Origin of the sequence: Gardnerella sp. DNF00497B (assembly GCF_049262725.1) — a bacterium.
GTDB classification, from domain to species: domain Bacteria; phylum Actinomycetota; class Actinomycetes; order Actinomycetales; family Bifidobacteriaceae; genus Bifidobacterium; species Bifidobacterium leopoldii.
The window spans coordinates 56,846-71,660 of sequence record NZ_CP058400.1 but is presented as its reverse complement, the minus strand read 5'-3'; the positions used below and the strand labels follow the sequence as shown (position 1 = coordinate 71,660).

The 14,815-nt window shown below is 42.7% G+C and carries 10 protein-coding genes and 1 tRNA gene; 4 read left to right on the top strand and 7 right to left on the bottom strand.

Going from position 1 to position 14,815, the window contains the following annotated elements; genetic code table 11:
• Positions 1–31: 31 nt before the first annotated feature.
• The 4 genes from HXT26_RS00275 to tgt all read right to left on the bottom strand — a co-directional run bounded on the left by HXT26_RS00275 (position 32) and on the right by tgt (position 2,998).
• Positions 32–493, bottom strand: coding sequence for a nucleoside deaminase (locus HXT26_RS00275; RefSeq protein WP_004106182.1), 462 nt, complete (start codon positions 491–493; stop codon positions 32–34).
• A gap of 74 nt (positions 494–567) precedes the next feature.
• Positions 568–1,338 (bottom strand): alpha/beta hydrolase, encoded by a 771-nt coding sequence (locus tag HXT26_RS00270; protein WP_032842459.1) that lies wholly within the window; start codon positions 1,336–1,338, stop codon positions 568–570.
• Between the two features lie 176 nt (positions 1,339–1,514).
• Positions 1,515–1,597: transfer RNA gene (locus tag HXT26_RS00265), tRNA-Leu, on the bottom strand.
• A gap of 75 nt (positions 1,598–1,672) precedes the next feature.
• Positions 1,673–2,998, bottom strand: coding sequence for a tRNA guanosine(34) transglycosylase Tgt (gene tgt / locus HXT26_RS00260; RefSeq protein ID WP_004106178.1), 1,326 nt, complete (start codon positions 2,996–2,998; stop codon positions 1,673–1,675).
• A gap of 185 nt (positions 2,999–3,183) precedes the next feature.
• On the opposite strand from tgt, the gene HXT26_RS00255 reads away from it, so the two are divergent.
• Complete coding sequence (locus tag HXT26_RS00255) at positions 3,184–4,977, top strand: S1C family serine protease (protein ID WP_004106176.1); 1,794 nt, start codon at positions 3,184–3,186, stop codon at positions 4,975–4,977.
• 134 nt (positions 4,978–5,111) lie between these two features.
• Here HXT26_RS00255 and HXT26_RS00250 read toward each other — a convergent pair whose 3' ends face one another.
• The gene (locus tag HXT26_RS00250) at positions 5,112–6,887 is read right to left on the bottom strand and encodes a hypothetical protein (protein ID WP_004106174.1); all 1,776 of its coding nucleotides are present in this window, start codon (positions 6,885–6,887) and stop codon (positions 5,112–5,114) included.
• Complete coding sequence (gene rlmB, locus HXT26_RS00245; RefSeq protein ID WP_004106172.1) at positions 6,884–7,882, bottom strand: 23S rRNA (guanosine(2251)-2'-O)-methyltransferase RlmB; 999 nt, start codon at positions 7,880–7,882, stop codon at positions 6,884–6,886. The genes HXT26_RS00250 and rlmB overlap by 4 nt, the downstream gene beginning before the upstream one ends.
• Positions 7,883–8,110: 228 nt before the next feature.
• On the opposite strand from rlmB, the gene HXT26_RS00240 reads away from it, so the two are divergent.
• The 3 genes from HXT26_RS00240 (at position 8,111) to trpB (ending at position 13,747) form a co-directional block, all read left to right on the top strand.
• The gene (locus tag HXT26_RS00240; RefSeq protein WP_004106164.1) at positions 8,111–11,101 is read left to right on the top strand and encodes a cation-translocating P-type ATPase; all 2,991 of its coding nucleotides are present in this window, start codon (positions 8,111–8,113) and stop codon (positions 11,099–11,101) included.
• A 299-nt stretch (positions 11,102–11,400) separates the two neighbouring features.
• Positions 11,401–11,982, top strand: a complete 582-nt coding sequence (gene dcd / locus HXT26_RS00235) for a dCTP deaminase (RefSeq protein ID WP_004119774.1) — start codon at positions 11,401–11,403, stop codon at positions 11,980–11,982.
• A gap of 571 nt (positions 11,983–12,553) precedes the next feature.
• Positions 12,554–13,747 carry a tryptophan synthase subunit beta gene (gene trpB / locus HXT26_RS00230; RefSeq protein ID WP_004106157.1) on the top strand — a complete coding sequence of 398 codons (1,194 nt, stop codon included), beginning with the start codon at positions 12,554–12,556 and terminating at the stop codon, positions 13,745–13,747.
• Positions 13,748–13,910: 163 nt separating this feature from the next.
• Here trpB and HXT26_RS00225 read toward each other — a convergent pair whose 3' ends face one another.
• Positions 13,911–14,813 (bottom strand): LysR substrate-binding domain-containing protein, encoded by a 903-nt coding sequence (locus HXT26_RS00225; RefSeq protein ID WP_004106155.1) that lies wholly within the window; start codon positions 14,811–14,813, stop codon positions 13,911–13,913.
• Positions 14,814–14,815: the final 2 nt, after the last annotated feature.

Genomic DNA, 14,815 nt, shown 5'->3' with positions numbered 1-14,815 from the left:
ATGCAACATTAAAAAATAATGCAACACTTATCTAACGTTGATGCGCAAAAAAGTTTCGCAAGAGCCTAGCACACTCAGATTCGCATACTGAACCAATGACTTCCGGGCGTGAGCCAACATGAGGATCTCGTAAAATATCCCACACAGACCCACACGCACCAAGTTTGGCATCCCACGCCCCGAAAATCACGCGTTTAAGACGCGTTTGCAGCACAGCCCCAGCACACATGGGGCAAGGTTCAAGAGTTACTACCAGAGTACAGTCAGATAGATTCCAAGATTTACGCGAGATAGCAGCATCTTTCATAGCAAGCACTTCAGCATGAGCCAAAGGATCAGCACTCTGCTCCCGCATATTTGCGCCTTTGCCAATAATATTACCGCCACCATCAAGCACAACTGCTCCAACTGGAACTTCGCCTGCAGAAGCAGACTCTCGAGCCAAATTCAAGGCTTGATTCATTGCAAATACTATCTCATCGCGCATATTCATGAAATCACTTTACAGATTAATTTACAGATTAAGAAAAAACAAAATCGAATAAATTTACATAAATCTAAGTAAATTTACATAAGCCCAGAAGAAATATCGTGAGTTACGAACCACTTGCGAATATCGCCAATTTCGTTCATATCAACAGCGTGATCCAACCCGCGATAACGACGTTCTTCAAGCCAAGTGTGCTCCTCAAGCCACGCTGCAGCAGCCGAGAATTCGTAAGGAGGAATCACGCCATCCTCTAATCCATAGCCGAAAAATACAGGAGTATTACGCTCAGCTAAATCGTCATCTTTTAAAGCAATTTCAGATGCAGAAGCAGGAACATCAGGAGCTATGAATCCGGAAAGCGAAACGGCTGCACGGTAGCGTGAAGGATTCAAACGCAAAACATGCACTGCGAGCGCAGCTCCTTGCGAAAAACCAAATGGCACAATGTCGCGATTTGCTGGAATATTTTCACGCACCCACTCGTCGATTGAGACAGCAGCAGCATACATGTCGTAATCTAAATCTTCTCGCTGCGGCACAGCATCGTGGAACCAACTGTAAGCACCTTCTGCCAGCTTAAGCGGAGCGCGTAAAGCAATTGCATCATTATATGGTGCCACTACTCGCAACAAATCCAATAAATCTTCCTCATTAGAGCCCCAACCGTGAAGAAGCAGAAGCAGCGGATGCGTTGGATGAGCTGAAGCATCCCCTTGCGAATACTGTGCATTTGTAACTTTTAAAGGCTCACCAAAATAACCAGGCACAACATGCGATTCACGACCGATATGAGATTTGTAAGAATTGTTATTTGCATTATTGGTATTTAGTTCATCGTTAGCGTTCATTACATCACCGTCGCTTGTAATAAATAGAAGTTTGTACAATACTCGAGAAGTTTGTACAACATTCGCACTTTTTGCACTGCAGTTGCAATATAGTTGCTTTATATTTGCACTATACTTGCACAAAAGGCCAGAATCGTAAGAGGCAAAACCCTTGCAATTCCAGCCTTTTTGACGAGTGCGAACGGCGGGACTTGAACCCGCACGAGCATACGCTCACTGCCACCTGAAGACAGCGCGTCTACCATTCCGCCACGTTCGCATACAAAGTGCAAGGCTATCATATTTAACATAAATTCGCAATATTTAGCCTAGCATTTTGCGCTCAAAACTACTCTCAGCCTTTTGCACCTTTTTCGTAATAATGAGCAAGAGTTTCATCGCGAAACTCTTCAAAATATCCGCCGTCAATAGAAGCTCGAATATCGTCGAGCAGCTTCACAAAGAAACGCTCGTTGTGAATAGTTGCAAGCGTAAATCCGTTCATTTCACTAGCGCGCAGCAAATGATCCACATACATTCTGGAATAATGCGTACAAGTGTAGCAATCGCAGCCTTCTTCAAGCGGACGCTGATCATGCTTAAACTCAGCACGTTTTACGTTGTAGCGACCATGTCGAGTAAAAATTGCGCCGTTCCTTCCGCAACGAGCAGGAGCAACACAGTCGAAAGTATCTCCACCATTCTCAACACACGCAAAAATATCGTCAACTGCGGCAATACCAAGCACGTGACGAGGTCGATTTTCCGGCATAGCATCGCAAATCCATGCGCAAGTATCACCAATAATCCGCTTCTCAATAGCGCCGCCGATTCCAACTCCATCAAAATCTAAAGAAGCAATTTCTTCAGCTGCATGCCTACGCAAATCCTCATAATTCGCGCCCTGCACAACGCCGTATAACGCTTGATAAGGCTTGCCAACGCGCTCCTGCGTTAAACGCTGATGTTCAGCAACACAACGCTTAGCCCAGCGGAACGTACGCTCCACCGATTCCTCCTGGTAGCGACGCGTATTCATCAAAGTAGTAAGCTCATCGAAAGCAAACATAATATCCGCACCCAGCTTATGCTGGATTCCCATAGAAATTTCAGCACTAAAACGGTGCTTGGCTCCGTTAAGAGGAGACTTAAAAGTTACGCCATCCTCGTCAACAAAAGCCATACGCTCCTTACCTGCTGCAATAACATCATCCGACTTCATGCCGGTAACGTCCATTGCAAGAGTCTTCTTAAAACCAGCACCTAAAGAAAGAACCTGAAAACCGCCAGAATCCGTAAAGGTTGGCTTATCCCAGTTCATAAACTTTCCCAATCCGCCAGCTTCGTCAAGAACATCCGCGCCAGGACGTTCGTACAAATGAAAAGCATTTGAAAGCATGCACTGAGCACCCAAATCCTTAATGCTTTCTGGCAACACTGCCTTCATTGCAGCTTGCGTTGCAACAGGTACAAATGCTGGGGTCTGAATATCCCCATGAGGCGTGTGAATTACGCCGGTGCGCCCATAGCGAGCGCCGTCACGACCTTTACCTTCAGCAGTATTGGAAAGTCGCGTTTTAGTTGTAAACGAAAATTCTTTGCGGTCACCAGGTTTCCCCGGCTCAGCTCCGCGTGGATGTTCAAGAAGACTTGTCATAGCATTTACTTTATTAGAAGGCATGACGAGTATAAATAAAAAACACGCACAATTTATATTTTTATGTGGCAATATCCAAATTAATTTGCAAAATTTATGAAATTTACAAGGCAAATTATTTAAAAAATTATAAAAAAACATACTATCTCTTACATAGATAATGGCATGGTTTATTATGGTGTGTTAAGAGTCTTTTGTAAGGAGGATGAATGGCTGACGATATGTATGGTGCAAATCAGCAGGAATCCAATGAAACTGCAAATAATGGATATTACGAGCAGCAGGAACAGCCGACGCAACCAGCACAACCAACGCAAACAACGCAACCAGCACAAACATATAGCCCAGCTCCTGAATTCGGAGCTTACGGCCCAACAAATAACGAAAATGAAGTTGGTACAAACACTACACAGTATCCAGCTAACAATTACGCCGTAAACCAAAATAACGATGCGGATAATACAAATATCAACAATGCTCCTACGCAATACATTGGATCACAAAATTACTACGGAAATAATAATTTTAACGGCTTCGGAAATCCGTATAATTACGGCACAGACAATAATTCTTACCCAAATAATGAAGTTGGCAATCAAACACCAGCGCAGCAGAATTTTAACAATAATGCAAGTAACGAAGAAAATGAAAATATAGCAAAAACAAGCATTATTAGCACAAATGCAGCAAATACAAACGACACAAACAAAAAAGGTAACAAAAGAAAAACAAAAAGCTCTTCGTCAACTGCTTTTGTCGCCATTTTATCCTCCGCAATTTCTGCAATAGTTTGCGTAGTTGTAGTCCTATTTGTAGTCTCGCAAGGTCTTATTTCAATTCCACAAAGCGGCTCTTTCGCAAACATCGGCTCTCATTCTTCTGGCCCTGGGACCGCAGTAGTTAAAGGTGGTCAATCTCCAGATTGGCAAGGAGTTGCAAAAAATGTTTCCGGAGCCGTTGTTTCTATACAAACTCGTTTAGAGAAAGGCATGGGGAAGGGTTCTGGAGTAATCATTGATTCAAAAGGTTATGTTGTAACAAACAATCACGTAATTTCTGATGCAAAAGAAATTCAAGTAACCCTTTCTAATGGTCAAATTTATTCAGCTACATTAGTCGGAGCAGATAAAACTACTGATTTGGCAGTACTTAAATTAGACAATTCACCAAATAATTTAAAGACAGTCCAATTTGCAGATTCTAATCTACTTTCCGTTGGTGAACCAGTTATGGCAATCGGAAATCCGCTTGGATATGACGATACAGCTACCACAGGCATTGTTTCGGCTTTGAATCGTCCAGTATCAGTTATGGACGACCAAAGCCGCTCTGAAATTGTAACTAATGCAGTACAAATTGATGCAGCTATTAATCCAGGAAATTCAGGCGGCCCAACTTTTAACGCTGCCGGAAAAGTCATAGGTATTAATTCTTCTATTGCAGCAACATCAGCTCAAGGGGAAACTACAGGATCAATCGGCATCGGCTTTGCAATTCCAGCAAATTTGGTGAAGCGAGTAGTTACAGAAATTATTAAAAACGGTTCTGTAAAACACGTAGCACTGGGAATCATGATTAAAAGCACAGCAGTTGAGTCCGAAGGAATTACTCGCGGAGGAGCTCAAATTGTTTCTGTCAATCAAGGAAGCCCTGCTGAAAAAGCCGGACTCAAAGCCAATGACACTATTGTTGCCTTTGACGATAAGCCTGTATCCAATAATTACGCACTCCTCGGGTATGTGAGAGCAACAGCGTTCAATCAAAAAGCTACGCTCACAATAGTTCGTAACGGCAACACACTTAAGTTGCAAGTTACATTCAACCAAGAAGAAGCTGCTGTTAATGGCACAAATAAGCAAGAAAAGAAATTAAAGAAAAACCAAAAGAAGCCTAGTAAAAAACGCGGCAGTAAGTCGGACGATGACGACGATGACGATTTACAACAACGTGGAGGTGACGATGGTGACGATGGTGGAATATTTGATCCATTCGGTTTCTGGTAAATAAAACCGCATGTTTTACATTAAAAGTAAAACATTGTAATAAAAGATGCCCCTAAATAAGTTACTTAACTTACGCAGGGGCATTTTCATAATGTAATTAAATATATTTAAATGTATTTATATAAATGCGCTAATTATTTTTTACGCTCGTATACAATAATTCTTCCTTCTGAGGTCCCTGCTTTCCAAGATGATTTTGTTTTAGCAATAGTACGCTCAGTATAATGGTCAATATTGTAGTTTAAATACACAAAATAATACCAAGGCTTATCTGATTCTGTGACAAAGAATTTAGGTTCTTTCTTTGCTCTGCAAGCATCCATTTCATTTGATGCCTGTTCTTGATATGGCTGCTCATTTGTAATAAACGAGCTATTCTTATAACTGCAATCAATAAGATTCTTTGAGAAATAAGGATTTGCTGTAATAAGCTGCCACGAATATTGATGAATATCTTCAAATTCAGGAACAATAACATTACCTTGTTTATCGGTTTTTTCGTCTTGATGCAGCCAAGACGTTACGAATCGCATGTTTTCAGCATGATTTTGCTTAATAAATTGCGCAAGTGCGCGCGAACCTGAATAGTCGAATCGAATATCGTTAACGCAAGAATACGCGTTCCAAATCAAGCTTGGGGACAATAAAACAACAGTAATAATGCCAGCAATAACTTTGTTTCCAACAGATTTACTTGCAGATCTACTGTTGCTATTTTCGTTGCTATTTTCAGCTTTATTTGTATTTTTATTTACAACTTTGAATAATCTAAAAATAATCGTCGGCATATCTTTAGATTCCAGTGACTTACGCGCAATGCACATCCAAAGTTGAGCTACGAAGAATGCAAAAACGATTCCTGCGTGGTGCAAAGTGAAATACTGCGTAGCAACTACTGCAAAAGTCAAGTAAGGGAGTATCAAAGAAACAAGCATGCCCCTTCGATAAGTAATTCTTACGGCGAAAGCCCATATTAAAATCGAAATAATAACGCAAATAATCGCGGACGGTACGCTTAGTGTAAGTCTGCGTAAAGAGACATCGCCGGCAAATTGGGTAAACATACTTTCTGATGGCATAACGAAAATAAACGACAAGAATTGCGTAAGAGGAGAATTTCCGTCGAATGTTTCACGTGATGCAAAAGCGTTAGCAGCAGGCCAAATGCAAATAATGCTTGCAATTCCAACTAAAGCAAGAATTATCCAGCTTACTAATCTGTTAATGTTAGAGAATATTTCAGCAAAAGCTTTTTTAATTCCTGCAGATTTTGCAGCTCGCCAAATCCAAGCTAAAGCAAAACCTGCCGATAAAGCAATACCGTACGCGCTGATTGCACATAAAAGTACAAGACTTAAAGCGAGTTTCCAAGTATCAGAAGGTTTAGAATCAGATTGTTTCCAATAATGTGCAACCATAAACAAAGCCGCGCAAAGAAGAGCATATGGACGCGAGGTAACGCCATATTGGAAGCACAAAAAATACGTAAATGGAAGCAAAAATACAGCCAATTTACTAAAAGGCGCGCGGAAAATAAGCCAGCCACCCAAAAGCGCAGTACATAAAAGCTGCACTCCTTTAAGACCTATCTCGTATGGCACTCCTGTTTTTGCAGGGATTGAAAGAAGCAAAGTCCAAAGCGGTGGATGGCCTTCATAATGTGGGCGAAGAGTTAACAAATCAGCAAACGAAGAATCGCGTGCAATAAGCCAACTTTGAGCTTCATCGAACCAAGGCTCATGGAAGCACATCACTACTACAACAACAGCCATGTACGCAATAAAAATAATCGCGCGCGCATGTTTTACGGACCATAGTTTATTTGGAATATTTAAAGTTTTAGTCGTATCCGTAGTTGCAGTTGCATCTGTAATAACTGCATTCGTATTCACAGTAGTATTTTCGCTCATAGTTGTTCTGTTTTCGCAGCCAAACGACGAGCGTTAGCAACAGCGTACAAACTAATGCCTGCTGCAACAGAAGCGTTAAGAGATTCAACCGCGCTAGAAATTGGGATTCCAGCAATAGCATCGCACGCTTCTCGTGTAAGGCGACTCATACCCTTGCCTTCGGAACCGAGCACAACAACTAACGGGTCAGTTTCAAAACCAGTTTCTCCAACAAGCTTATCGCCTCCGCCATCAAGACCAATTGCATACCATCCGCGCTCGCGCAAACTTTGAATTGCCTTATTTAAATTCACAACTCGAGCAACCGGCAAATGAGCTGCAGCACCGGCAGAAACTTTCCAAGCGGCAGCAGTTACGGAAGCACTTCTGCGCTCAGGTAAAATTACGCCATTAGCACCAAAAGCCGCTGCAGAACGAATAACAGCACCCAAATTTTGAGGATCTGTAACGCCGTCCAAAGCAATAAACAATGGTCGAGCATTAATGCGAGCAGAATCTGAATCAGCAGCTTCCATTGCGCGCGCCTTCTTTTCAGCGCGTTCAACCAACTCTTGCAAAGAGTGATACTGGTAAGGCTGAACTTTCAAAATAATGCCCTGATGATTCGTGCTATGTGCAATACGATCCATTTCAAGGCGATCCGCTTCAAGCAAACGCAAACCTTGCATGCCTGCTAACTTCACGATTTCGCGCGTGCGATCATCGTGCTCAATGCGATTAGCTACATACAATTGCGTGCTTGGAACTCCAACTCTTAAAGCCTCTAAAGCAGCATTGCGACCAATTACCAACTCGTCTGAATCGCTACCAAGCTTATCCACGCGACGACGCGCAGCCAAACGAGGATCCGCAAACGTGCGCTTAATAGCAGCCTTCTTAGCAAAATAAGCTTTGTGATACACGCGATCTTCAGCCTTCGGAGTAGGCCCTTTTCCGCGTAAAGCATTGCGATGTTTTCCACCCGACCCCTTGGTCGGTCCTTTTTTCGTAGTCATACTCCTATTCTCACATGCCCCCGAGGCATTGCTATTAATGGCTTTCTGGAGTCGGCAAAATTTGCTGATTCTAAGCTCGGCGCGTTGTATGGCATAATAGAACGGTACTTAATTGTTGCAAACTATTGCAATATTCCACAACCGCGCAATAGTTACAATACGAAGCGCTAAAAATAGCGTTAGCATTGCGATTATTGACTACTCCGCGGCACTCCCAAGGGGGAAGATATGGTTGATCACGCTCTTGATCAATCCAATAAAACGGCTGACGCTTCAGCTAATAGCAAAGATCCATCATTGTGTGATGTTCAACAAGTAGCTAAATCGCTTAACGTAGATATTTCATGCGGTTTAAGCTCTGAGGAAGCCACAAAAAGACTTGATCAATTCGGTCCGAATGCGCTTGCTGCTGCTCCTAAAATTCCAGCATGGAAACGATTCCTTGATCAATTTAAAGATCCGCTCGTTTACTTGCTTATTGCAGCAACTATTATTTCTGCAATCGCGTGGTTTGTTGAGCGCGCACAACATAAAGGAAACAGCGGTGGGGAGATTCTGCCGTTTGATTCAATCGTAATTATCATTATTTTGATTGCAAACGCAGTTCTTGGCTACATTCAAGAGTCGCGAGCAGAAGAAGCAGTCGAAGCTTTAGCTAGAATGAGCGCTCCGCAAACTTCAGTTTTGCGCGATGGTAGCGTGGTGCGCATTAATACTGCAGAAGTTGTGCCAGGCGATATTTTAGTGCTTGGCGAAGGCGATGCCGTGTCTGCAGACGGTCGACTTATAGCAGCAGCCTCCTTACGCGTAGCAGAAGCAAGCCTTACAGGCGAATCTGTAGCAGTAAGCAAACGCCCAAACACACTTTCGTCTGCAAAAGCTTTAGGCGATCGTACAAATATGGTTTTCAACGGAACTGCTGTTACACAAGGAACCGGTCGCGCTGTAGTCACCTCTACAGGCATGCGCACACAAGTTGGCAAAATCGCGGATATGCTTTCAAAATCAGATGACGAAGCAACACCTCTCGAGAAAGAAATGGTACACGTTTCTAAAGTTCTTGGAATTGCGGTGTGCATTATTGCGGCTGTTGTTCTTGCTTCCATGTGGCTGATTGAAGGCTTCCACAGTATTCAAGATATTATTGATTCTCTGCTGCTTTCTGTTTCCCTAGCTGTTGCTGCTGTTCCAGAAGGTTTAGCTGCGATTTTGACAGTAGTTCTTGCGCTTGGCGTGCAACGAATGGTGAAGCATCATGCTGTTGTAAAAAAGCTTTCATCCGTGGAAACACTTGGTTCTGCTTCTGTTATTTGCTCCGATAAAACAGGTACTTTAACTCGAAACGAGATGACTGTTGAGCGCGTAATAACACCTAGCGGCGAAGTTCAGCTTACAGGAAGCGGTTACAAGCCTGAAGGTCGCATGATATTAATTGGTTCTGTAGATGCTGACTTAGCAGTGCCGCAAAATCTTGCTACAGAAGTATTAGGCGCGTTAGGCTCCGGATGTTTAGCTAACGACGGCGATTTACACTATGACGAAACTACTAAAAGTTGGCAGCCTGTGGGAGACCCTACAGAAGTTTCGCTAGTAGTAGCAGCGCGTAAAACAAAGGCAGACAAACGTTACGCTCATTTGACTCGAGTTGCGGAAGTACCTTTTACTTCTGAACGCAAACGTATGTCTGTTGTTGTTAAAGATGGTTCGGATTCTGGAAATCTGATTGTTTGCGCTAAGGGCGCTCCGGACGTGCTGCTTTCTTATTGCACGCGTATTGCAGTAGCTGGTGCCGTGCGTCCACTTACTGACGGCGACCGCGAAGATATTTTAGCAACTGTTGAGCGTCTTTCCGGAGAAGCTTACCGCACGCTTGGAATGGCTTATAGGCCGCTTGGAGTCGATAGTCTTTCAAAAGTTGATGGCATGATTTCTAACGCCGCAGGTCAAATCGCGGACGTCGCAGAACAAAGTGACGTACTAGAATCTGATTTGATTTGGAACGGCATGGTTGGAATTATTGATCCTCCGCGAATTGAAGTTCGAGATAGTGTAGCTCAAGCTCATCGCGCTGGAATCCGTACTGTTATGATTACAGGCGATCATCCTCTTACGGCTACGCGTATTGCTCGAGATCTTGGAATTATTGGAAAAGATGAGCATGCGCTTACAGGCGACGAACTTGACGAGTTGCTCTCACGCGACGACGACAACATTGCTTTTGATGAAGCAATCAGTAAAACTAGCGTGTATGCGCGAGTAGCTCCTGAGCACAAGTTAGCTATCGTTTCTTCGCTTCAACGTCAAGGGAATATTGTTGCGATGACAGGCGATGGCGTGAACGATGCTCCTGCAGTAAAATCTGCCGATATTGGCGTAGCAATGGGCATTACGGGTACAGAAGTAACTAAAGAGTCTGCCAAGATGATTTTGGCTGACGATAACTTCTCTACAATTGTTGCAGCAGTGCGCGAAGGTCGCGGAATTTTCGACAATATTCGTAAATTCTTGCGATACTTGCTCAGTTCTAACGTTGGCGAAGTTTGTACGGTTTTCGGCGGCGTAGTTTTTGCTGGCGCGCTTGGAATTACGCAGCCAAACTCTGTTGGAGTTACTTTGCCTTTGCTTGCAACTCAGCTTTTGTGGATTAACTTGCTTACGGATGCAGCTCCTGCACTCGCGATGGGCGTTGATCCGCAAACTGACGACGTAATGGATCGAAAGCCTCGAAAGCTTACCGATAGCGTTATTGACCGACGAATGTGGGGAGATATTGTATTTATCGGCATAATCATGGCTGCTATTACGTTAATTGGCATGGATATGCATTTGGCAGGCGGATTCTTTACGGACCGTTCTGTTGGAATTATGGATCACGCTGCTCAGCTTACTCACGCTCGTACAATGGGCTTCACAATTCTTGTGTTTGCGCAAATGCTGAATGCGTTAGCATCTCGTTCAGACTCACAAAGCGTATTTGTAGGCTTATTTGCAAACCGTTGGCTTTGGGGTGCTATAGCAATTTCTGTTGTGCTTCAGTTGGCTGTAATTTACATACCGTTCTTGAACGAGCCATTTGGCACTGTTCCTTTGAGCGTAACGGAATGGTTCGAGTGCCTCGGTCTTTCAATGGTTGTGTTAATTGCTTCCGAACTTAGAAAGTGCTTCTTGCGTTTTCTTGCTAAGCGTAAAGCGGCTAAATCCTTAACTGCAGTTGCTTAAAAAGCAAGCAATTAGCTAAAAAATATCAGCTGATTTATAAATACGCGGTACAGTACGTAGTTTTCTTACATAACCTACGTCTCTGTGCCGCGTTTTGTGTTTTTATTTTCTATAAAATTTTTTGCTTATTGCTCATGAATATTTATTTGTTTTCAGGAAATAGCTTGCATCATACTCACAGACCGCGGCACGCGCTACAATTGTGCGTATTGTATTTTTCGCGCAAAATAGCAATAAATATTTCGTGCGAACAATGAAGTTGCTGATGTATAAGCTTTATTGCAAGGAGATTTGACGTCATGCTGTTGTCTGATCGCGACATTCTCAAAGCTCATGATGAGGGTCACATTGATTTGACCCCGTGGACCCCGGAAATGGTACAGCCAGCGTCAATTGACGTGCGCCTCGACCGTTTCTTCCGATTATTTAACAATCATGCTTACACGTATGTTGATCCTGCAGAAAATCAGGGAGAACTTACAGAACAGTTCGAGGTAGCTCCTGACGAGCCATGGATTCTTCATCCTGGAGAGTTCGCACTCGGCGCTACGTGGGAGTATGTAAAACTTGACGCTACTATTGCTGCACGTTTGGAAGGCAAAAGCTCGCTTGGTCGTCTTGGCATTTTGACACATTCCACAGCTGGCTTCATTGATCCAGGTTTCGAAGGTCATATTACTTTGGAGCTTTCAAACGTTAGCACTTTGCCAGTTAAACTTTGGCCTGGCATGAAGATTGGTCAAATGTGCTTCTTCCAGTTAAGCTCACCATGTGAAAACCCATACGGTTCAGCTGTTAACGGATCACACTATCAAGGTCAGCGCGGTCCAACTCCGTCACGTTCGTATGAACATTTCTATCGTGCTGATTTAAGCGAATAGTATTTTTAGAAAAATGATTCCGTTTTTAGAAAATTAATTCCTAAAATAGCAAGATTTAGAAGAAAAGTAGATAATTCTCAGGTAATTATCAGTTAGCGTTACTGTTCTGCTCAGAATAGTGTGGTTATATAATATTGTCGACAAAAAGACAGGTGCAAAGCACCTAAAAAATTATTCTTTTCTTCTCTCCTTTATTTCCCCGGCGCATAGACGCCGGGGTTAAATTTTTTCCGCACGAAACGCCGAATTAACACTAAAAGGTTGACATTGTCACAGCTACGGCTAAACTTGTGCAACAAGATTGGAGGTTGATGAACATGAATACTCGTTTCTGGCGCAGCTGGCGTAGTTAAAAGCGAGTTCACATATCGGTGTGGGCTTGCTGATTTTAAACAAATCAACGGGGCTATGCCGGATTCATCATCAACATTATTTGAGCTGAATGGCATATAAGCTGCCATCCAGCTTTTTTATTATCTGAGCACACGCCCTTCAAAATTACAAAATAATCAACACAACAAATAACAAACCTAATGCCGATTTCCTCGGCACTCACAAGAAGGGCAAAATTATGGTAAACGCAGTTGAACAAAACATGTATTACGGTGAATTTGGCGGACAGTACGTACCAGATATGATTCGTCCAGCACTCGACGCAGTAGCAGCAGCTTACTTACAATACAAAGACGATCCAGAGTTCCGCAATGAATTGGCGGGATTATTAAAAGATTACGACGGTCGCGAAACACCTTTATACTATGCTGAATCTTTCACAAAATATTTAGGCGGCGCAAAAGTATATTTAAAGCGCGAAGATTTAAACCATCTCGGCGCTCACAAAATGAATAATGTTCTCGGACAAATTTTACTCGCTCAGCGCATGGGTAAAAAGCGCATTATCGCTGAAACCGGAGCCGGTCAGCATGGCGTTGCCACTGCTGCTGCAGCAGCACGATTCGGCATGGAATGCGAAATTTTTATGGGCGCACTTGATTGCGAACGCCAAAAACTTAACGTTTTTAGAATGACTTTGCTCGGTGCAAAAGTTCATGCTGTTCAAGAGGGCACAAAAACTTTAAAAGATGCTGTAACTGCAGCATTTATGGATTATGCACAGCACTTGGATGATACCTTCTACATCGTTGGTTCCGCAGTGGGACCTTACCCTTATCCACAAATGGTTCGCGATTTTCAAAGCGTTATTAGCAAAGAGTCAAGAAGGCAGATCCTAGAAAAAGAAGGCAGATTACCGAATGCTGTAATTGCTTGCATTGGTGGCGGTTCTAATGCAATTGGTTCTTTTGCAGCATATATTGATGATCCGTCTGTACGATTGATTGGTGCTGAAGGCGCAGGTAAAGGTGCTGATACTCCTCAAAATGCTGCTACTATGACGAATGGAAAAATTGGCATTACGGACGGCATGAAAACTTATGTTCTTATGGATGATGACGGTAACGAGCTTCCAGCCTACTCTATTTCTGCAGGATTAGATTATCCTGGAGTCGGCCCAGAACATTCATATTTAAAGGATTCTGGTCGCGCAGAATACTACGCGATCACTGATGATGAAGCAGTTCAAGCTTTCCGCGCACTTTCTAGAGTTGAAGGAATCATCCCAGCTTTGGAAAGCTCACACGCAATAGCACAAGCTATGAAGATGGTTCCAAAGATGAGTAAGGATGACATTGTTTTAGTAACAGTTTCCGGCCGTGGAGATAAGGATGTGAATCAAGTAGCACGCTATCTTGGCATTGAATTATAAATCATTAATTTAGCAACAAATAAAACGAGGCAAATAAAACGAGGCAGTAACTCTCAAAATAAAGTGAGAATAAAAGAAAAGTAAGAGAAGAAGAATACGGCACTTCTGTAGCTAACTTAGCAAACAGAAGTGCCTATTTTCATTTTTAAACAGAATATCCTACTTATTTTTTATGCAAATCAGAACATGCTGAACTAATTATTTTGCACAATTCTTCCATAATTTTGTCTACTGGAGAAGCTGCACGCCAATTCAAATATAACGATCGATAAGGTTTAGGATTCTTAAACTCACGCAACGTCAAACCAATTGGTTGCACAATTGGAGGTACAGTTGCAAGACGCGGCAATAATGTCACATCTTTGCTACCTATAACCATATATCGCAAAGTTTCTAACGACGTTGCCCTAAATTCTGATTGTTTCGCACCTACTTTTTGGCATACATCGAGCATGCTTCTACGCATACAGTGCCCATCTTCTAATAAAAGCACTTTCTGAGTAGACAAATCTGAAAGTTCAATTGGTTTACTCTCGTGGCCTAGCAAAGAATTTGTAGAAGCCGCAAGAAGAAAATCTTCGTCAAAAACATGACACACTTTTATTGAAGGCGCATTCAAACTTTCGCTTAATATAACTGCGTCGACTTGACCACTATCTAGCAAATCAATAAGTTTCGCTGATTTTTCTTCTATAAAACGAATAGTAAGTTTTGGTTTTAAACGCCTGAGTGCAGGCATAATTCTTGGAAGTAAGTATGGTCCTAACGTTGGGAACACACCCAAAACCACTGTAGATGACCATGGATCTTCTGAACGTCTTGCAGCTTGTCGAATACGTGACATATCTGCCTGAATACGTTTAGCGTAATAAACCACTTCCCTCCCAGCAGGAGTTAAGATTTGTTTCCCGGGAGTGCGCTCAATAAGTTCTACGTCTAAAGTCTCTTCAAGTTTTTTAATTTGCGTTGAAAGAGTAGGCTGAGAGACGCGCATACGAACAGCCGCCTTGGTAAAGCTTCCTTCTTGTGCAAAAGCTATTAGATATTCTAACGCTCTAATATTCATAA